This is a genomic window from Leptolyngbya sp. AN10, from assembly GCF_050565645.1.
Taxonomy (GTDB): Bacteria; Cyanobacteriota; Cyanobacteriia; order Leptolyngbyales; family Leptolyngbyaceae; genus Leptolyngbya.
Map to the genome: position 1 here is coordinate 1 of NZ_JBNXVP010000013.1, position 20,652 is coordinate 20,652.

Here is a 20,652-nt window from a genome sequence, read left to right on the forward strand (position 1 = left end):
AGCGAGCGGGTGCTAGCAAAGCATCGAGTCGCGGGTCTGTTCGTGTTGGACTATTCAGAACAAGTGACCCAAGTGGTGCAACGGAAATATCGCGATAGACCCGCACAAGTTATCGAGCAACACCGCTTTCAAGTAGACTTCACGCTTGACCTCAGTGCGGTAGAGCAGCAGATGCAGCAGTTGGGCTGGCGGGTCTATGCGACCAATCATCCCCAAGCCCAGTTATCCTTGTCCCAGGCGGTGATTGTCTATCGACAGGAGTATGTGATTGAACATCAGTTTGGGCGGCTCAAAGGGCATCCCCTCTCACTCAGACCGATGTTCCTGCAACGTGAAGACCACATCAAAGGACTGATGCGACTCCTCTCTATCGGACTGCAACTTTTGACCTTAGTGGAGTTTCAGGTGCGCCGCTCGCTCGCACAGGAACAGACAGAGTTGGCGGGACTCTATGCGGGCAATCCCAAGCGTTCCACCGCTCAACCCACCGCTGAAAGACTGCTGGAAAGTTTCAAAGAAATTACCCTCGTTTTGATTCATGTTAGAGGGGAAGTCTATGTGGATCTCACGACTCTGAATCCCTTACAGCAACGAATTCTACAGTTGATGAACTTCCCGACGGAGATTTATACCCGCTTAGGTCCGCAATCTGACGACCCTCCCTGAAAATGAGCGAACCGTAAGTTTTCAATTCTTTCTAATTTCTTCCAAGCTTTGACGAACACAGCTAAAGATCCATACGGTAGGATGAGCGTGCCATTTGCTCGATCGAGAAACCCTGTCGAATTATTTGCTGTGGCACTGACGATCGCGCTTTTCCGTCTCTCTCGATGTCGCTTCTCTTCTGGTATGCACTTCAAAAAAATTCTAGGCGCTACTTCTTTTAGTTTGCTGGTGGGATGTTCGATATCAGCACTCAATGTGAGCACTTCAACTTCAAAAAGTGTTTCTCCACTTCCCGTACCTGCTGCGCCTCAAGTTGTTTCACAGCCTAAGAATTTCAAAACAATGTTTAGTCATAGCGGGTTGATAAGAGCGGTGCGGAAAATTTTGGGGGAAACATCTTGCAGATTCGTTGAGCTATGTGGGAGAGCGGTTTCGGAGTGTCGATCGTATTTCTAATCGCTAAAAAAGGTGATTCAGATTGCTCCAAATCACCGTTACGATATGACCACACACTCTTAGAACTTAGACTGCTCCGCTACCGTGACCTCGCTTGTCATCTTCCATCGTCAGCTTGCCCGATTCATCTTGATTGATGCTGCGGTATTCTTCGACGCGCTCTTGATGAAGTTCTTCCTCAGCTTGACGAGCATCACCGGGAACCTCGTAGTACATTTCAGGCTCGATCGCGTAATTGTTCAGTAAGCCTTCTTTGTCTACGGTGTAGCCGCCTGTGGTGTGAATGCTTTCTGAATCAGTTTGATCGTCCGTGGGAGCAGACGCTTCACGTTCTTCAGTCGGAACAGTTTTATATTCGTTCCCTTCACGTTCCATGCGGGCAGCGGTTTCAGCCGGGACAATGTGCGGATCGTAGACATCGCTTTGGGCGCGATCGGAACTATCGGTCGCAACTTGGCGTTCTTGACTCATGGAAATTTCTCCGTAATTGAGTTTGCAGTGCGTAACCGAAACTTAGAGGTAGTCAAGAAATAACTTCACAGCTTGAACTCGTGGAGAGTTGGGAGGGTCTCTAACGATTCAGGTTTGCCTGAGCGACGAGAACTTCGCCATCTTTGGGGGCAATTTGCGATCGCAGATGAAGTTAACGCAAACTCCGAGAGAGCATTTGTAAACTCCGAGAGAGTATTTGTAAACTCCGAGAGAGTATTTGTGAACTCCGAGAGAGCACTTGTAAACTCCCGGAGTCAATCCGAGACCTCGTGGAGAGCATTTGTAAACTCTCAAAGTCAATTTCTAAACTTCCAAAGTCAATTCTTAGACTCCTGAAGCGAATCTGAGGTCTCCCGCAGTGCATCTGTAAACTCCTAGAGCGATCGCAGAGGGAGAAATGCCGAAGATGAGCGTGTGAAATTATCGCTTGACAATCCCTTAGTAAGCACGATGAGTAAATTTGTTGTAGATGAAGATTGCTAGGATTGCACCCAATACCGCGACGAGGAGACCCGGAATGCTCAAGGCAGTGGCGGTAAAGGCAAGGGTTCCAGTCTCAAGTACCGTGACGATCGTGCCTCCGATGAATGCGCCAACGATTCCTAAAATCATCGTGCTGAGGAGTCCGCCACCTTGACGACCGGGATAAATTGCTTTTGCGATCGCGCCTGCCAGTAGTCCCAAAACAATCCACGCTAGAATGTTCATAGTTATGTCCTTAACGTTTAGTAATTTGCAAATAATCAATTCACTTCAAGATTGCTAAACTGTGATTTTTCTCGAAGTAATGTTTGATGCAATTAAACTAACAGGATGGGGATCGGATTCGTACCTTTCTGGAGTTAGATTCGCAGTTTGCAACAGTTAGAGGACTGAGTAGATTTCCCTCAATCGTAAGGTAGAAACTGATTCCCACTCGTGAACGATGACATGCGATCGAACTTCCGTGTAGGGTCGTGCTGTAAGGATTATTTTTAAGGCGATGAGATTCAAAACGATTGTGCGATTGGTTCGCGATACGGTGAACGAATGGAACGAAGATAATGTTCCATTGTTAGCTGCGGCGTTGTCATACTACACGATGTTCTCGTTAGCGCCCTTGCTGATTATTGTGATTGCGATCGCGGGTGCAATTTACGGGGAAGAAGCGGCTCGCGGTGAGATCGTTCAGCAGATTCAAGGATTAGTTGGGCAAGATGGAGCGGAATTTATTCAGTCGATGATTCAGAATGCGAGTAGACCGGATTCTGGGGGCGGGATTGCGACGCTGGTTGGGGTTGGGTTTTTGATCTTTGGGGCATCGGGTGTTTTTGGTCAGTTGCAGACGGCATTGAATACGATTTGGGAAGTGAAACCGAAGCCGGGACGAGCGGTTAAGAGTTTTGTCCAAGCTCGGTTTTTATCGTTTGCGATGGTGTTGGTGATTGGATTTCTACTTCTGGTATCGTTAGTGCTCTCCGCAGCGTTATCTGGAGTGAGCGGCTATTTTGGTGGATTTCTTCCTGAAGCATTTCAGATTGGGAGAGTCCTTAATTTTGTGCTTTCGTTTGCGTTGATCACCGTATTGTTTGCATCAATCTATAAGTTTCTTCCTGATGTTGAAGTGCCTTGGAAGAATCTTTGGGTTGGGGCTGCGGTGACTGCGGTTCTCTTTAATATTGGTAAGTTCTTGATCGGACTTTATCTTGGTAACAGTAGTGTTGGCTCTACTTATGGGGCTGCGGGATCGTTAGTCGTTGTATTGCTTTGGGTGTTTTACTCAGCGCAAATCTTACTGTTTGGTGCTGAGTTCACCCAGGTTTATTCTAAATATCGTGGAAGACCGATCGAGCCTGCGAAACACGCGATCGCAGTGAAAGAACAAACGATCGATCCCGCTACGAAACGCGATCGCTAGATTTTAACAACGCATGAATGCTCTGAAGTTCTGCCAAAATCGCTTCTAGCACTTCCTGAGTTTTATTCGGCTGCGGTTCTTGAATCTCGATCGTCACTTGCTTGATTTTCAAGACATCTTTGGCAAACCGCGCCACCTCGTTTGAGTGAAAGATCAAGGGATCATTCGCAGAGGTGCGTAACTCTGGATTGAGCTTCTTGGGATCAAACGGCGGATTGAGCAATTCGGGGTCAGTATTGGCATAGCGGTACACGGAAGCCCTCGATCGATTGAGTGTCTTCTGTACCGCTTCGACATCCATTAACCCCGTTGTAGCTCCGAACTCGACTTCTGTTCCCATTGTTGGATTCTCGCAATTAGACGCGAAAATCTTAGCATAAGAAGCGCGATTTAGAAGTCGTTGATATCTTTGACTTGCCAATCGATATCTCGAATCGCTGGAATGAAGTTAGACAAGGCAAATCGACCGTTGTTGAGATACCAAACCGTATTCGTACCGTTAACGCGATCGCGCCAAATCAAATCCGTTTGATTATCCAGGTTAAAGTCACCCACGCCCGCGATATCCCAGCTTGGTAGGGCAGTTGGCAATACGACCCCATCGACAATTCTTGCTCCATCCATCATCCAAAGTACAGTCTCATTCGAGCCATCATTGCGCCAGACTAAATCCATTCGTCCGTCGCGGTTGAAATCGCCGAAGTCCTTGATCTGCCAGTTTGTTGGAATTGCAGGACCGAGAAAACCGAGTCGAACTTGAGTCCGATCAAAAAGCCAGAATGAAAGTTCACCAGAGAACGAATTGCGCCAGACAATATCTGGATTGCGATCGCCGTTCAAATCGGTCACGCCTTCGATGCGCCAACCAAAATCAGCAGACGGTAGCTCAAATCCAGTTGTCACTTGAGTGCCGTTAAATAACCACAGCGAGAGTCCACCGGAAGTCTGATTGCGCCAGAGAATATCTGGACTACCATCCGCGCTAAAGTCCGCCACGCCTGCAATCTTCCAATCATTCGAGACAATCACACCCGCTGGAACTGAGACTTTATTCAACACTTCACCCCGATCGGTAAGCCAGATCGATAGTTCACGAGTCCGAAGATTGCGCCAGAGAATGTCCGCGCTGCCATTCTGATCGAAGTCTGCGGTTCCTTGGATTTCCCAATCGATCGACTGAGATTCCATCTCGAATGTGCGATTGAACAGATCGCGGTGAATTCGCCAAATCCGATTCTCTCCAGTTTGATAGTTCCGTAACAGGATTTCGCCCTTGCTCGGATTGCCGAATTTGCCTGCTCCTTCGATTTGCCAATTGCGATCGGGCAAGCTCGGTAAGAGTGCCCCCGTTCCAACCTGTTCGCCATTGAGGAACCAGATCACCGTTTCCTGGCTTACGGTTTGTCGCCACAGAATATCGAGGTTTTGATCGCCGTTGAAATCAAATACTTGTTCGATTTGCCAATTTGCATCGGGCACAACAGGCAGAGAGACCGAACGAGTCGCCCAGCCATTTTGCATGATCCAAACGACGTTCTCACCGCTGCGCCCATGTCGCCAGATCAAATCGGCAAATCCATCGCGATTCAAATCCCCTGCTGAAACGGGTTGCCACATCACATCAGCTACTTGAGGCAGCAATCGACCCGTTCGCGGCGATGTCCCATCCATTAACCAGATTGCGGTCGCGCCATTACTTTGATTCGACCAGAACAGATCCGATTTGCCATCATTATCGAAATCCGCGATCGCTTTAACTTGCCATCCAGGTTGAACGACTGGAGCCGTTTCTACCCCAAAGAACGGAGTCGTTCCGCGCAGTAACCAAACCACATTGCCGCCGTTGAGCGAATTGCGCCAGAACAAATCAGAATTACGATCGCCGTTGAAGTCGCCGATTCCCGCTATTTCCCAGTCGCCGCTGACAGTCGGTAAATTGACTTCGGTAAAGGTCAGATCGGGATTTGTGCGCCAGATCCGATTTTCTCCGGTCTGAATGTTACGCCAGAGCACATCCATTGCGCCATCGTTATCAAAATCAGTCGTGCCCGCAATCTTCCACAGTGGATCAAGAACGGACGGGAGCGGAATTTCTCGATCGAGGAATGTTCCAGAAGGCATCCACAGTAGATTCTCGCCTGTTCGACGATTGCGCCAGAGGAGATCGTAGAGACTATCACTATCATCGGTATTGTCTGGTGTATCGTCTTCTACGATCGTTGCGGTCGCCAATGCAGTTTGAATCGTGGCGTTGTTGGGATTGTTTAATCTGATTTGGAACGTTTCATTTCCTTCAAATTCTGTGTCTCCGAGAACGTTGATTGTGATTGTTTTTTTCGTTTCACCCGGTGCAAACGTGAGTGTGTCTGTCGCTTGTAGATAATCTTTGTTTGCGGTGGTTGCTGTTCCATCAACGGTTGTGTAACTGACGGTGATTGGAACGAAACTAGCATCGCTCAAACTCACTTCAAACGTGAATGGGGTTGTCCCTTCATTGCCTTCAGATTTGGACGTGGGAACAGCAGCGATCGACAATTGCGGGATAGGATCATCGTTCCGAATCGTGGCAACCGTTCGACCTGTTGCGATTTGAGCATTCGTCGCTTCGCTGAGTTCGATGCTGAAGGTTTCATCCGGTTCAAAGCGAGTATCACCGATGACTTGCAGTTCGATGAATTGTTCCGTCTGTCCTGGGGCAAACGTGAGTGTGGCTGGAGTGGTTACTGCGGTGTAATCAGAATCGTTCGCCGTAATGTTTCGAGTGACGTATTTTACGGTCACAGTTTCATTGCTGGGATTAGACAGGCGAACCGCAAAACGAGCGGGAGTATTCCCTGAATTGCCTTCTACTACCGGGAGCAATGCAGTGTCATCGATCGAGATCGTCGGTCGGAAGTCATCGCTTTGAATCGTGCCTACGCCTTGATTTGGAGCATTAAAGAGAGCGGCATTCACAGGCGAAGATAGGCGAACCGTAAAGAATTCATCGGATTCAAATTTGCGATCGCCTCGAACTCGAACGGTGATCGTTTGAGAAGTCGTTCCGGGTAGAAATGTGAGTTTACTGGATGCTTGCTCGTAATCGTTATCGTCTGTTCTTGCAGTTCCATCCTCGGTTGCGTAATTCACCTCGATCGTTTGATCACTTGAGTTCGAGAGCGAAACTGTAAACGTCGCATTCACAAATCCGTCATTTCCTTCAGCAACCGCAACGGTTCCAATACTAATCGTCGGTGTTGCATCATCGTTACTGATAACACCGCGTCCTCGACTCACGGTAGACAAATTCGCATTCGTGGGATTGACCAAATCGACAAAGAAGAATTCATTCTGCTCGAACTTCGTATCACCGCGAACCACGATCGAGATTTCCTTCTCAATTTCTCCCGGATTGAACGTCAAAGTCTGCGGTGTCGTGATTCCCACATAGTCGTTGTCTGTCGTTGTGGCACTTCCGTCATCGGTGCGATATTGAACCGTTACGGTGTTTGTCGTCGCTTGTGAGAGTCTAACTTTGAAGGTGTAAGTTTGATCTGCGCTACCTTCAGAAGCGACCACATCCTCGATTTGAATCGTCGGGATCACCACTCCATCATCATTGACGATCGTGCCTCGGACTTCGGTGTTTGAAAGTTTGGCGTTGATCGGATCACTTAAGCGCACTAAGAAGGATTCTTCTGGCTCAAAATCTGTATCGCCATTCACATTCACCGTAATGATCTGTTCTTCGGTTCCAGGTGCGAAAACGAGTGTTCCATTGGTCGCATCGAAGTCTGATCCAGCGATCGCTAAACCATTCACAGTTGTGTAGTTGACGCGAATTTCCTGACTGCTTGGATTGTTCAGTGACACTACGAATTGAAACGCGGTTTTGCCTGAATTTCCTTCCGATCGAGAGACAGAACGGATTGATAATTCTGGTTCTGCATCATCGTTGCTCAGCACTCCAAACGCATCGGTAGCAGAGGGCGAAACATCTGCATTCACCGCATCTTCAAGGCGAACAACAAAGCGTTCGGTGGGTTCAAATTTGCGATCGGCATTCACGCGAACGAAGACCGTTTTTTCCACTTCACCCGGATTAAAGGTCACAGTTCCATCCGCCGCAACATAATCGTTATCGCTGACGAGCGCAGGATCGGTCAGTGGAGCACCTTCGATCGTGCGATATCTCACTGTTACCGTTTCGGTTGTTGGATTGGATAACCGGATTGTGAATGGATAATTTGCAGCAGCCGGATCATCTTCGCTCAAAGTTGGACTGGTAATCGTGAGAGTGGGACGCTGATCATCATTCTCAATGGTTCCAATCACAGTTCCGGTTCCAGCGATCGTCCCATTCACCGGATTCGATAAAGTTAGATTGATTGTTTCATCGGGTTCCAGCTTGTTATCACTCGTCGTTTGAACCTCGATCGTTTGAGTGAGTTGGTTTGGATTAAACGTTAAAGTTCGAGTTGCGATCGCAGTATAGTCCAAATCATCGGTCTTAGCCGTTCCATCACTGGTTAAAACATCAACTGTGATCACTTCATCGCTGACCTCAGACAGTGAAACCGTAAACGAGAGAACGCCGCCTTCTCGAACTGTTGCGGGTGAAACACTGATGATCGGGAAAGCAGAATCGTCGGTTTGAATTGTCCCAACGCCGATGGCAGTTGTTGGAATGGTCACTAGCTCCGGAGTTGTTGTGCTTAATTCGATCGAGAATGTTTCCTCTCTTTCGCGTTTTGTGTCACCTTTTACGTTTACAGTAATCGTCTGATTCGTTGTTCCGGGTGCAAACCGAATGATTCCTGATTCGATTCTTTCATAATCATTGTCTGCGATCGTAGCTGTTCCATCTTTCGTGTTGTAATTTAGAACAATTTCTTCATCACTTGCATTTGACAACGTGACCTCAAACTGAAATGCAGTATTGCCGCTGTTTCCTTCTGCCTGAGAGACGTTTGTGATCGAAACGGTTGGAATTGCATCATTATCGACGATCGTTGCAATGGCGCTATCGGTGGTAATCGTGGCATCGATTGGATTCGACAATCTGACTGAGAACGACTCATTGCTTTCGCGAATGGCATTATCAGCGATCGCGATCTGAATCGTTTGACTCGTTTCGCCCGGTGCAAAAGTAATCGTGCCAGTGCTTGCTGTAAAGTCTTCTCCTGCTAGTGCAGTTCCCGCAATCGTTTCATAGTCTACGGTGACAGGACGACCAGAAGCTTCGGACAATCTCACTGTGAATGTGTAAGGCGTTGTCCCTTCGGACTGTTCGGAAGCAGCTTCGATCGTAATTGTTGGTGCAGTATCGTTATCTACGATCGTTCCCGTGACTAACTTCTGATCATCGCGAAGAATTGCGCCAATTGGATTCGACAATTCGATTTGGAACTGTTCATTCACTTCAAATAAACGATCGCCTTTTACCGAAACCACGATCGTTTGAGTGGTCTGTCCTGGAGCAAACGTTACCTTTCCAGTCGGAGCCGCAACATAGTCAACACCGATCGTAGAAGTTAGATCGAGAATTGCATAATCAACTTCAACTTCTGTGCTGGTGGCTTCGCTCAGTGACACCGTGAAAACATAGTCTTGCGAATCTGTATCGCCTTCAGTGATTGAAGTTGCTCCTGAAATCGTGACTGTAGGCGCAGTATCATCGTTTGTGATTGTTGCGATCGCAGTTCCTTGATTATTTGCAATTCTCGCATTTGCACTCGGATCGCTCAGAACTAAGCTAAAAGTTTCATCGGCTTCAAACTGTGCATCGCCTTTCACGCGAACAATTACAGTCTTAGTATCTTCGCCAATTCCAAACCTAAGTTCACCAAACGTTTCAGTAAAGTCATCTGTGTCCGCTGTTCCGGTTTGAGTTGCATAACGAACAGTCACCGGAGCAGTAAACGGCACAGTGTCTAGTTTGATTTGGAAGGTGAATTCTTTTTCGTCAGCGTTGCCTTCTGTGCTGTCTGTAGTGGTATTAGAAACTGAAACGAAAATTGGAATGTCGTTATCGATGATTCTAAGCGAGGTGGTTCCAAAGCTTTCTGCAACGGAATAGTCAGGAGTTGCAACTAGGCTGAGATTGACGACTTCTTCATCTTCGATGAGCGTATCGTTAATTGGATTCAGCGTGAGGAAAGCTTCTTCAACCCCATCTGCCAATTGGATTGTGAGTTCAGAACCGTTTCGCGTGAAGTTCAGACCTCCATTGCCTCCAAGCAAGTAATCGAGATCGATCGTTGCAGTACTCGAAGGGTCGATCGCTAATTTCACGCTCAGTTCACCCACCGATCGATTGCGCCAAATTCGATACTGCACTGGACTGGGAGAGGAACTTTCTGCTGTTGTTTGTACCGTATCTGGCACGATTGAAATGCTGACCGTTGTTGCTAAATTCAATCCAAAGACATCGGTTGTTCCATTCAAATCACGGGGAACTAAATCTGTTGCGCGACTGTTGAAGACAATGTAACCTCCATTACCACTGATCACAGGAGCAAATGAAGCTCCACGACCGCTATTCACTTCGTTGATGGTAGAACTGACTAACGAAGTGATATTAGAAGTCGTATCGCGAACGAACACATCAAGTAAATCATTGTTGTCGCCATTCACTAAATCGTTAGAGAAACTATTGAAAACAACAAATCGACCATCATTGCTAATCGCTGGAGAAGATGAGCCAGATCCCGATCCACTACCCGTTCCACCATCTGATCCTGGAGTTCCAGATCCGCTTCCAGTTCCAGATTGATTCACGCTGATCAGTTGAGTTGCGCCTGTTTCTAAATCGCGTCGGAACACATCATTTGCAGTGTTCGCATCTCCCGCAACGAGATCGCCAAAATCGCTCGTAAAGACAACGTATCGACCATTTCCGCTGATCACTGGACTGAATGCTCTCAAGTTAAAGCCTGCATTCGGACCCGTCTGTGGCGTTGCGCTATATCCACCCGCTTGATTCACACTGACGTGAACGGTTGTATTGCTCTCTAGATTGCGAACAAAGACATCTTCATCACTATCAATATCTGGAGTGCCTGCTAAATTCCGAGCGGTACTGGTAAATGCGATCGCACGTCCATTTCGACTCATGCTGATCTGCGACGAATCCCCATCCGAAATCACGCCACCCGTAGACTGACTCACCAAGGTTAAGCTGTTTGGATTGTTGCGATCCCACAAGAATACATCTCGTCGCTCGTTCGTATCGCCGCTGACTAAGTTCGATCCAGCACTCACAAACGCCACGTATCGCCCGTCTTCGCTAATCACAGGCTGTTCAGATGTGCCATTACTTCCCGCGCTCACAAGCACGATCGAGTTATCTGCGCTATTCCACAAAAAGACATCTTGCTGAGCATTTGTGTCACCGTTCACCAAATTCGTTGCAGTGCTGGTAAACGCGACAAATAATCCATCTGCACTGACAACTGGACTGAGTGAAGCTGCATTTGCACTGCTACCTGCACGGCTCACCAATCGAATGGCTTGAGTTTCACGATCGACCCAGAAAATATCGATCGCGTTATTGCTATCCCCTGCTACTAAATTCGAGGCAGCACTGGTAAACACGATATAGCGACCATTCGCGCTAATGATTGCATTTCCAGAAGCACCATTCGCAATCTCTGTTCCGCGACTGATTAACGTCGTCGTGTTTGTTTGTCGATCGCGTAAAAATACATCTGCAACGCCATTCGTATCACCATTCACGATTTCAGGAGCGGCACTGGTAAACACAATGTATCGCCCATCCTCGCTGATTGAATTCGCTCCTGCTGTAGAAGTACCGCTTCCAGTGCGAGAAGCTAGAGTTGGATCATCATTTCGACGACTAAGCACGGTGGCATTTCCAGTCGCAACCGAAACGGCAAATCCATCGACCAAATCATTTGTGTCTCCAGGTGCGAGATTGTTCGCGAGACTGACAAAGATAGCAGTTGTACCATCGCTAGTGAGAATCGGAACAGAAGTCGAAGCACCAATGCCAGTAGAATTCGTTCCAGAAGCATTATTACTAACGCTACCTGTTGGAGTGCGGCTAATTAAAAAGGTACTGCTCGTGGTCAAATCGCGCACAAATACATCTTGTTGAGCGTTCGTATCGCCATTCACCAAATTCGTCGCAGTACTGGTGAAAATCACACGAGTTCCATCCGCGTTCAAGCTAACATTGCCCGAACTTCCATTCGCGATCGCGCCTCCACTACTACGGCTCGCCAACGTCGTTTGATTCGTCGTCAGATTCCGAACAAAAACATCGATCGCGTTATTGTCATCCCCATTCACTAGATCGCTCGAAGAACTCGTAAATGCGATCGCATTTCCATTCCGACTAATGAACGGGTTCAGTGATCCCGCAGCGCTACCAAATCCACCATTTGCGTTACCAGATGTTGTTCCAGTTTGATCCAAGCTCACCAATTGAACACTGCCTTGTACAATTCCCGCTTGATCAAATCCAGAGCGTGACCAGACAAACACGTTTGCAACTCTGGGAGTCGGATCGGTAATCGGCTTGTCAGGATCGCCCACAAATGCAATGCGACTTCCATCCTGGCTGATCACCGGAGTCGATGAGTTCGCAAGCCGATCGATCGTTAAGTTCACAATCTGATCATTCGAGGCTTGCCACAAGAACACATCCTGAGAGCGATTGATATCTCCAAACGCAAGGTTCGTATAAAGGCTCGTAAAGGCAACATAGTTTCCGTCACCGCTGATCGCAGGAGAATCCGCGCCCTGAGTTCGACTGCGTTCGTCGGTGCGGTTTCGACTGATGTGAGTTAATCCTGTGCTGCGCTCCCAGACATACACATCTGGAACGGTGCTGGTATCGGTGAATAAGAGTTGGGATTGAGTTTGAAAGGCGATCCGCTGACCGTTATCGCTGATACTGGGTGCAGCAGAGTCTTCGATGCCACTGGTTCCATCCTGGTTGCGACTGACTAAAGTAATGGTGTTTGTCGATCGCTCCCACACGAAGATATTGTTCGCTTGCCTAGTCGCGTTCATGTCCGAAACTAAGTCATTCGCATTGCTGATAAATGCAACAGAATTGCCATCAAAGCTGATGACTGGATTGAATGAGTTTCCAGCAGCAGTCCCGGTATCGCCAAAATTGCGGCTAATGAGTGCGATCGTATCAGAGGTGCGATCGTACAAAAATACATCTGATGCACCATTTGCGTCGTTCGGTGAAAGAACGGCACTACTGGTAAACACAACATAGCGCCCATCCCCACTGACTGCATTGCGTCCAATATTGTTGAGTCCAACACTGCCGCTAACGAGCGTCGGATTGCCACTAGAAATCAGATCGACGGGCAAAATTCCAGCGTATTGGGTGCGGGTTTCAGCGTTGAATGCGATCGCGCTTGCAATCTCTCCGGTATTCGCTTCAAGAATCCAGTCCCCGTTGAGTTTCGTATTTCCGGTTAAATCATCCGATGCTGCGATATCTGCTCCGGTGAGTTGAGCGAATTGTCGAATAAATGCTTGTCCCGCTTCTCCTTGAGCGACTTCGCAGCCGTAGATCAAGATGTCAGCTTCATCAGTGAGCGATTTTGCCCAAAGTTGGAGTTCGGATTGATAACGATCGAGGTTTGTTCGATCGAGCCAAGTCCCACCGAGTTGAATGCCGCCCGATTTTCCATGTGAGACGAGATGCAAACTAGAAATGCCGCTCTGTCCCAATAAAGTTTGAGTAATTTGTGCGATCGCGTCTTGCACTGGATCAAGGATCAAGACTTGCGAATCCGGTTGCAATCCAGCGATCAATTCTTGATAATTCGGAACCGTTGGATCGATCACAACCAGGGATGATCCGCGATTATGAAGAGTGGGAGATGGGTTTAAGTAATTCTGTGGAATCGCGATCGTAGATCCACGATCGGGGTCAGTTGAGAGAGAACGATTCCAGTTGGGTAATCCCGCGAATTCCATAAGTTTCTCCAGTGGGGGCGAGGGTTCTAGTTTGCTCAATGGGTAGATTGCCCAAGTCGGGTGCTAGAACATTCACACGCTCAAACAAAGCAGTGAATCCACGGATTTTTTTCACTAGAAAATTCACGGATCGACAAAATATCAGATAATATCCTCGAACATGTGAGGGTATATAATGATTCAACTTCAGAACAATTTGAGGACGATCGCGACTCAATTTGCAAATCATCCAATTAAAGACATTCAGCCGTTCGGTAGCGGCAATATTAATGACACGTTTTTAGTAACGCTAGAAGAATCAAAATTTGTATTACAAAGAATCAATACTCAAGTGTTTCGTCAGCCGCAAGCAGTCATGCAAAATATGAGGCTTTGCACACAGCATATTTGCGATCGCTTATCAAAACAATCTCTCGATCGCAGATGGGAAACGCCTCAAGTGATTTGTATTTCTGAAAACCAGGATCATTACGTTGATGAGAATGGCTCGTTTTGGAGAGCGCTGAGCTTGATTGAAAATTCTCGATCGCATGACACGATCCAAAGTCTCGATCATGCTGAAGAAATTGGCTATGCGCTGGGAATGTTTCACAGCCTGATCAGCGATTTACCACCGGAGCAATTAACCGATACGCTAGAAGGATTTCACATTACGCCTCAGTATTTGGAACAGTACGATCGTGTTTTATCTGAAACAACCGTAGCTCGATCGACTGAGGTAAACTACTGCTTGGAATTTATTCGCGATCGACAATCTTGGGCGCACGTTCTAGAAAACGCAAAAAACTCAGGAAAGTTATCACTTCGCTTAATGCACGGTGATCCAAAAATTAATAATATTTTGATGGATTCAACAACTGAAAAAGCCGTGAGTATGATTGACCTTGATACTGTAAAACCGGGCTTAATTCATTACGATATCGGGGACTGTTTACGATCGGGATGTAATGCGATCGGGGAAGAAACTCAAGACTGGGAAGCCGTTCGATTCGAGCCTGATCTGTGTCAAGGAGTGTTACGCGGATATCTCACCGTGGCAAAAGTATTTCTCACCGAACAAGATTATTTTTATCTATTTGATGCCATTCGCTTGATCGCGTTTGAGCTAGGTTTACGATTTTTTACAGATTATCTCGCAGGTAATGTTTACTTCAAAACAACTTATCCAGAACACAATTTGAGCCGCGCGCTCGTTCAATTCGCGCTCACCAAAAGTATCGAATCTCAAGAATCAGCGATCAGTACTATTATTGAGGATCTTCGATGAAAATTCGCAAGTTCTGCCTTCATCCATTTGGGACTACATTCGATTCATCGTGCTTAAACCTTTCAGGGCGTGTTACTAGAGACAATCACTGCCTGGTTGTTAAATTTGATCTCATTGATGATCGATCTCAGGTTTTTATTCCCAATCCAAAAACTTCCACTCGACAAGATAATTTATGGCAAACAACTTGTTTTGAGTTCTTTATCGGTGTACAAAATTCACCACAATATTGGGAGATTAATCTATCTCCCAGTGGGGACTGGAATGTTTACCGATTCGAGGATTACCGGACTGGAATGCAAGAAGAGAGAGCGTTTTCGTCGTTACCCTTTACCGTTACAACATCGCCAAATCACACTTCTATTGTGGTTGCTCTCGATCTAACTCAACTCAATCTCACTCAATCGATCGACCTCGGAATCACAGCCGTAATCGAAACAGATCAAATCAGCTATTGGGCACTCAAACATTGCGGTAAAGAAGCCGATTTTCACATCCGAGAAAGTTTCGCGATCGAACTCTAAAATAAAGAAAATTATTTCTATCGATCTATGTTGACCTCAACCGACTTCAGCGGCTTAATCAATCAACGATTTTTCAAGAATTTCATGCCAATCCCAGCAACGAACTCCTTATCGCTGGGACAAGCTACTCCCGAATTTGAACTACCCGATATCAAGAACGATCGCCGCGTCAAACTCTCCGATTACCGCAACGATCGCCCCGTAATTCTCGCTTTCACTCGGATTTTCACCGAAAAACAATACTGTCCCTTTTGCTTTCCGCACATCAAAGCGCTAAATGATCAGTATCAAGAATTCGTCGATCGACAAGTCGAACTCTTAATGATCACCAGCACCGACGAACAACAAAGCAAAAAAGTCGTCGAAGATCTGGGTCTAAAATTCCCTTTATTAAGTGATTCAACCTGCAAAATCTTCTGGAAGTACCAAACTGGACAAGCTTTGGGTGCACCGTTACCTGCTCAATTTTTGCTCGATCGACAAGGCATTTTGAGATACAAACATCTCTTCTCATTCCTCGATCACAATGCCAGCGTTGAGAGAGTGTTAAGTGAAATTGATCAACTTACAGCGTGACGGATTTAATCGCACTGCGGGGATCGTAGCTCCGATTGTCTCGAATCTTTTCGTAAGCTTCGCGCTCGATCGCACTTAATTCTTTCGGAGGTACGATCGTAATTTTCACCATCTGATCGCCACGTTCGCCTTTCTGATTCTTCCAGCCCTTGCCGCGTAAGCGTAAGGATTGTCCCGATCGTACTCCTGCCGGAACATTCACTTTCACCGTTCCATCCGGAGTCGGCACATCAATCTGCGCCCCCAACACCGCTTCATCAGGCGCGATCGACACTTCACACACGAGATTGCCATCCGCATCAAATTGAAAGAACGAATGTGGCAACAGTTCAACCGTCAGATACAAGTCCCCGCGCTGACTCGTGTAAAACCGACTACTACGCCCTTTGCCTCGAACTCTAACTTTACTGCCCGCTTTAGCGCCTGCGGGAATGCGAACGTTAATCTCTTCGTTATTCACGCTCAAACGCTTCTCAGTTCCATTGAACGCTTCTGAGAAAGTTAGTTTGATCGAAGCTTCGATATCAAGATTTTCTCCAGTTGCAGCACGTTCATCCGTTGTGAAACCGCCTGGAGCGCGATAGTTTGCATTTCGGAATGGATCGCGCCCACCATAAGGAGATCGACCTAATAAATCGTTAATGAATTCCTCGAAATTATCGTACCGACCGAATTCGACATCATCAAAGCCGCCTGTGTTGAACGGCGATCGAGAAGTGGAAGTCGATCGAGAATATCCACCTGATTGATCGGCTTGTTTCCAATACTGTCCGTACTGATCGTATTTCTTGCGCTTGTCCGGATCAGACAGAACCTCGTTCGCTTCGTTGACTTCTTTAAATTTTGCTTCTGCGGCTTTGTCGCCAGGATTGACATCGGGGTGATACTGACGGGCGAGTTTGCGAAACGCCTTCTTGATCTCGTCAGCGCTTGCGGTTTTGCTCACCCCTAGAACTTGGTAGTAATCTTTGAAGTTTGTTGCAGCCACTCGCTCATCCCCTCGTAAAAATATTGCAGCAATTAACCAGTATGGACATCCTAAACGCAGAATGCCCGATTTCATGTATCTCTAGGCTAACAAACTTGTTTCTGTTGCCTTAGAAAATTCTGATAGGAATTTCCGAACTCGACCCGGTTGGGATTGCCCGCCTCAGTTGTCCCCAATTGATCCACGCTAAAATGATTGGGCTAATGCTAGATTTTAGTAATATTGTACTAAATTTCTTTCATGACTGTTCCCGCTGCTCAACCTGATCCAACCCAAGGAGTTCCCGATCGCTTAATCAAGCATTCGGTTCGCTATGCCGATCATCGTGCGGTCAAACGTGAACATCTCACGCCAATGATGCGACACTACGCGGATCTCAAAGACCAATATCCTCATGCGATCTTGGTGTATCGAGTGGGCGATTTTTATGAGACGTTTTTCCAAGATGCGCTGATTATTTCACGCGAATTAGAAATCGTGCTCACTTCTAAAGATGGCGGGAAAGAAGTCGGGCGTGTTCCACTGTCGGGAATTCCACATCATGCGCTCGATCGCTATTCGGCGCAGCTAGTCGAAAAAGGATATGCGATCGCGGTTTGTGATCAGGTTGAAGATCCAGCCGAAGCACAAGGTTTGGTTCGCCGCGAGATCACACGAGTGATTACTCCCGGAACCATTCTCGAAGAAGGAATGCTGAATGCGAAACGCAATAATTTCTTAGCCGCAATCGTGATCGCTGGAACGCATTGGGGATTAGCTTACGCGGATATTTCAACCGGGGAATTTGTCACAACACAATCAAGCGGATTAGATCAACTCAGCAGTGAATTAATGCGGTTACAACCTGCGGAAATTCTCATGCCAACGAATGCACCCGATTTGGGCGGATTGCTGCGACCCGGAGAACGATCGCCTCATATTCCCGAAAGTTTACCGACGCAATTTTGCTATACCTTGCGATCGCAGTCTCCATTCTCACAAGCCGAAGCCCGTCAGCGATTGATCGAACGCTTCAAAGTACGATCGCTCGAAGGGATGGGCTGTGAACATTTGCCCTTAGCAGTTCGGGCTGCGGGCGGATTGCTCGAATACATCGAATCGACTTCGGAACGCAATGTTATAGATACGACAAAATCAAAAAATCCAGAGCCAACGCAAGTTCCGCTCCAGCCAATTTGCACCTATACGATCACAGAATATTTAACCCTTGATCCGCAAACTCGCCGTAATCTAGAAATCACACAAACCGTTCGAGATGGGACGTTCCACGGCTCGCTTCTCTGGGCAGTCGATCACACGGAAACTCCGATGGGAAGCCGCGCCCTGAGACGTTGGTTATTGCAGCCATTGCTCAATGTTGCAGAAATCGAAGCGCGTCAGGACACGATCGAGGAACTCGTAAAAGATGGCGTTCTCCGAGAAGATCTCAAACAAATGCTTTCTCAAATCTATGACCTAGAACGCCTAGCAGGTCGAGCCGGATCAGGAAGCGCTAGTCCAAGAGATTTGGTCAATATTGCAGAATCACTGAGCAAACTTCCAGAGTTAGCGCGATTAGTCACGAAAACAAAATCCTCTTATCTTCGGGCGTTGCAGAATGTTCCACCGCTTCTAGAGGAGCTAGGTCAAAATCTTTTAGCTCACTTTGTCGAACGTCCCCCGATCGCAATTAAAGAAGGCGGATTGATTCGATCGAACATTGTGCAACAACTTGATGAAATGCGCTCTCAAGCCGCAGAAGATGAAAAATGGCTCGCAGAACTAGAGAAAAACGAACGCGATCGTACCGGAATTCAAACGCTAAAAGTCGGATACAACAAAGCGTTTGGCTATTACATTAGTATTTCTCGTGCCAAAGCTGGACAGTTTCCTGAAGGCTACGAGCGCAAGCAGACTTTAACCAACGAAGAACGGTTTACGACTGAAGAACTAAAAACCCGCGAAAACCGGATCATGAATGCGCGGCGGGAAATTAGCGAACTGGAATACGAAATTTTTGTAGAACTACGATCGAACGTCGGTGAACAAGCCGAACTCATTCGCAAGGTCGCTCACGCCGTTGCTGCTGCTGATGCCCTAACTGGACTTGCTGAACTGGCAGTGTTCAAAAACTTCTGTCGTCCAAAGCTCTCATCCGGACGGGAAATCTCGATCGTCGAAGGTCGTCACCCAGTTGTTGAGCAATCCGTACCTGCTGGTTTCTTCGTTCCAAATTCCGCTGAACTCGGTTCCCCTGCTCCAGATTTGATTGTTCTAACGGGACCCAATGCCAGCGGAAAAAGCTGCTATCTGCGTCAAATTGGATTGATTCAACTCTTGGCGCAAACTGGAAGCTTTGTTCCTGCCGATTCCGCCCGTTTAGGAATTTGCGATCGCATCTTCACTCGCGTTGGTGCAGTGGATGATCTCGCCACCGGACAATCGACCTTTATGGTAGAAATGAATGAAACCGCAAATATTCTTAATCATGCAACGAATCGCTCTCTGGTTCTCTTAGATGAAATCGGACGTGGAACCGCGACCTTTGATGGATTGTCGATCGCGTGGGCAGTGGCGGAACATTTAGCAACCGAGATCCGCGCCCGAACAATCTTCGCAACGCACTATCACGAACTGAATGAACTCGCATCGATTCTGCCAAACGTCGCAAACTATCAAGTGACTGTGCGCGAGATGCCAGAGCAAATCATTTTCCTGCACAAAGTTCAGCCCGGAGGAGCCGATCGCTCTTATGGCATTGAAGCGGGACGACTCGCAGGACTGCCCAGTTCAGTCATCGATCGCGCCCGTCAAGTGATGACCCAAATCGAGAAACATAGCAAAATCGCGATCGGGCTTCGGAAAAGCAACTCCAAATCTGCTGAACCTCCAAAAGACCCGACACAACAACTCGATATCTTCGATTTCTAGTTTCCGATTAATAGTTCAATCAGAGCTTGAGTGATGGGAAATCCTGTCTGCTGTTCAAATGCAATAAAGGACGGATTGGGATTGGCTTCGAGAAAAAGGAACTCTCCAGTTGGAGTCAACCGCCAATCGATCGACATCCATTCCGCGTGTAACGTATGCGCGATCGCAATTGCCCGACGACACATCACTTCTGGTAAAACGATCGGAATTAATTTCGCTTCGTCATCCTGATGAAAATCCAGCGATGCACTACAAATTTCGGCAGCATAGACGACATTGCCAACAATGTACGATCGCAGATTTGCTCCAGCCACATATTCCTGCAAAGTCACAGGTGCAATTCGTAAGCTCAATCGCAATCGATCGGGGTTCAAATGTTCAGCCGCCATTAACTGAGTTCTCGCACCTCCGTAAATCGGTTTGAAGGTCGTTTTAGTGTGACGCTGAACGAACTCTTGAACCGCGATCGCATCATTTGTTACAAGCGTTTCTGGAACTCTCACCCCTAACTGATGAACTTTACTGAGTTGAAGCGGCTTCTCGCGTTGAAGTTGATACGCCTGGGATGGATTTACCCAGTGAATAGAAGGAATTTGCAGGAGAGATCGAATCACCGCGATCGCATCTTGATACGCCACTTTTTGCACACTCTCATGCGGCAACTTCGGAACTTTGACCCCAGTGAAATTGCGCCAATAGACGCTTCTGATCTGACTTAAAGAAAGCGATCGACCATCTGCCAATCGTAAAATTCCTTCTTGCGTCAACGGCGACCAACTAATTTGGCTCTGAGTGGGAAACGTTGCCACATCCCAAAAATTACAACGAATTTCCAAGCGCTCTAGAGTGCGGAAGATGTGAGCCGCGTGGCGATCTGCTGCCTGTCCCAAAATGAGAACGGTCATGATGTCACCCAAAAAGTGGACGC

Annotated in this window: 12 protein-coding genes; 6 read left to right on the forward strand and 6 right to left on the reverse strand. The window is 47.3% G+C overall.

Annotated features, from left to right (window positions below):
* On the forward strand, positions 1–666 hold a 666-nt coding region (locus ACQ4M5_RS18770; RefSeq protein ID WP_430677193.1), incomplete at its 5' end, for an IS1634 family transposase.
* A 522-nt stretch (positions 667–1,188) separates the two neighbouring features.
* On the opposite strand, the gene ACQ4M5_RS18775 is transcribed toward ACQ4M5_RS18770, so the two are convergent.
* Positions 1,189–1,593: a hypothetical protein gene (locus ACQ4M5_RS18775; RefSeq protein ID WP_430677194.1), complete on the reverse strand. Its 405-nt coding sequence runs from the start codon at positions 1,591–1,593 to the stop codon at positions 1,189–1,191.
* Positions 1,594–2,052: 459 nt separating this feature from the next.
* The gene (locus ACQ4M5_RS18780) at positions 2,053–2,322 is read right to left on the reverse strand and encodes a GlsB/YeaQ/YmgE family stress response membrane protein (RefSeq protein ID WP_430677195.1); all 270 of its coding nucleotides are present in this window, start codon (positions 2,320–2,322) and stop codon (positions 2,053–2,055) included.
* A gap of 274 nt (positions 2,323–2,596) precedes the next feature.
* Between ACQ4M5_RS18780 and ACQ4M5_RS18785 the strand changes: the two genes are divergently transcribed.
* The gene (locus ACQ4M5_RS18785) at positions 2,597–3,511 is read left to right on the forward strand and encodes a YihY/virulence factor BrkB family protein (protein WP_430677196.1); all 915 of its coding nucleotides are present in this window, start codon (positions 2,597–2,599) and stop codon (positions 3,509–3,511) included.
* On the opposite strand, the gene ACQ4M5_RS18790 is transcribed toward ACQ4M5_RS18785, so the two are convergent.
* Together ACQ4M5_RS18790 and ACQ4M5_RS18795 are read right to left on the reverse strand one after the other, a co-directional pair.
* A complete protein-coding gene (locus tag ACQ4M5_RS18790; RefSeq protein WP_430677197.1) occupies positions 3,492–3,851 on the reverse strand; it encodes a resolvase in 360 nt (119 codons plus the stop codon). The genes ACQ4M5_RS18785 and ACQ4M5_RS18790 overlap by 20 nt on opposite strands.
* A gap of 50 nt (positions 3,852–3,901) precedes the next feature.
* Entirely contained in the window at positions 3,902–13,459 is a 9,558-nt protein-coding gene (locus tag ACQ4M5_RS18795) for a Calx-beta domain-containing protein (RefSeq protein WP_430677198.1), read from the reverse strand.
* Between the two features lie 175 nt (positions 13,460–13,634).
* On the opposite strand from ACQ4M5_RS18795, the gene ACQ4M5_RS18800 reads away from it, so the two are divergent.
* Genes ACQ4M5_RS18800 through ACQ4M5_RS18810 form a run of 3 tightly spaced genes read left to right on the forward strand, consistent with a single transcriptional unit; the run spans position 13,635 to position 15,826 of the window.
* On the forward strand, positions 13,635–14,726 hold the full coding sequence (locus ACQ4M5_RS18800) for a phosphotransferase enzyme family protein (protein ID WP_430677199.1): 1,092 nt from the start codon (positions 13,635–13,637) through the stop codon (positions 14,724–14,726).
* Positions 14,723–15,250, forward strand: coding sequence for a DOMON-like domain-containing protein (locus ACQ4M5_RS18805; protein ID WP_430677200.1), 528 nt, complete (start codon positions 14,723–14,725; stop codon positions 15,248–15,250). The genes ACQ4M5_RS18800 and ACQ4M5_RS18805 overlap by 4 nt, the downstream gene beginning before the upstream one ends.
* Before the next feature lie 27 nt (positions 15,251–15,277).
* Positions 15,278–15,826 (forward strand): peroxiredoxin family protein, encoded by a 549-nt coding sequence (locus ACQ4M5_RS18810; protein ID WP_430677201.1) that lies wholly within the window; start codon positions 15,278–15,280, stop codon positions 15,824–15,826.
* Here the strand turns inward: ACQ4M5_RS18810 and ACQ4M5_RS18815 are convergent.
* Positions 15,816–16,889, reverse strand: a complete 1,074-nt coding sequence (locus tag ACQ4M5_RS18815) for a DnaJ C-terminal domain-containing protein (protein ID WP_430677202.1) — start codon at positions 16,887–16,889, stop codon at positions 15,816–15,818. The two genes, ACQ4M5_RS18810 and ACQ4M5_RS18815, sit on opposite strands and share 11 nt — an antisense overlap.
* 165 nt (positions 16,890–17,054) lie before the next feature.
* On the opposite strand from ACQ4M5_RS18815, the gene mutS reads away from it, so the two are divergent.
* Positions 17,055–19,724 carry a DNA mismatch repair protein MutS gene (gene mutS / locus ACQ4M5_RS18820; RefSeq protein WP_430677203.1) on the forward strand — a complete coding sequence of 890 codons (2,670 nt, stop codon included), beginning with the start codon at positions 17,055–17,057 and terminating at the stop codon, positions 19,722–19,724.
* On the opposite strand, the gene ACQ4M5_RS18825 is transcribed toward mutS, so the two are convergent.
* Complete coding sequence (locus ACQ4M5_RS18825) at positions 19,721–20,629, reverse strand: hypothetical protein (RefSeq protein ID WP_430677204.1); 909 nt, start codon at positions 20,627–20,629, stop codon at positions 19,721–19,723. The two genes, mutS and ACQ4M5_RS18825, sit on opposite strands and share 4 nt — an antisense overlap.
* Positions 20,630–20,652: the final 23 nt, after the last annotated feature.

Coding starts and splice junctions, on each gene's coding strand:
- ACQ4M5_RS18775 (WP_430677194.1), bottom strand. CDS start 1,593: ATGAGTCAAGAACGCCAAGTTGCGACCGATAGTTCCGATCGCGCCCAA.
- ACQ4M5_RS18780 (WP_430677195.1), bottom strand. CDS start 2,322: ATGAACATTCTAGCGTGGATTGTTTTGGGACTACTGGCAGGCGCGATC.
- ACQ4M5_RS18785 (WP_430677196.1), top strand. CDS start 2,597: ATGAGATTCAAAACGATTGTGCGATTGGTTCGCGATACGGTGAACGAA.
- ACQ4M5_RS18790 (WP_430677197.1), bottom strand. CDS start 3,851: ATGGGAACAGAAGTCGAGTTCGGAGCTACAACGGGGTTAATGGATGTC.
- ACQ4M5_RS18795 (WP_430677198.1), bottom strand. CDS start 13,459: ATGGAATTCGCGGGATTACCCAACTGGAATCGTTCTCTCTCAACTGAC.
- ACQ4M5_RS18800 (WP_430677199.1), top strand. CDS start 13,635: ATGATTCAACTTCAGAACAATTTGAGGACGATCGCGACTCAATTTGCA.
- ACQ4M5_RS18805 (WP_430677200.1), top strand. CDS start 14,723: ATGAAAATTCGCAAGTTCTGCCTTCATCCATTTGGGACTACATTCGAT.
- ACQ4M5_RS18810 (WP_430677201.1), top strand. CDS start 15,278: ATGTTGACCTCAACCGACTTCAGCGGCTTAATCAATCAACGATTTTTC.
- ACQ4M5_RS18815 (WP_430677202.1), bottom strand. CDS start 16,889: ATGAAATCGGGCATTCTGCGTTTAGGATGTCCATACTGGTTAATTGCT.
- mutS (WP_430677203.1), top strand. CDS start 17,055: ATGACTGTTCCCGCTGCTCAACCTGATCCAACCCAAGGAGTTCCCGAT.
- ACQ4M5_RS18825 (WP_430677204.1), bottom strand. CDS start 20,629: ATGACCGTTCTCATTTTGGGACAGGCAGCAGATCGCCACGCGGCTCAC.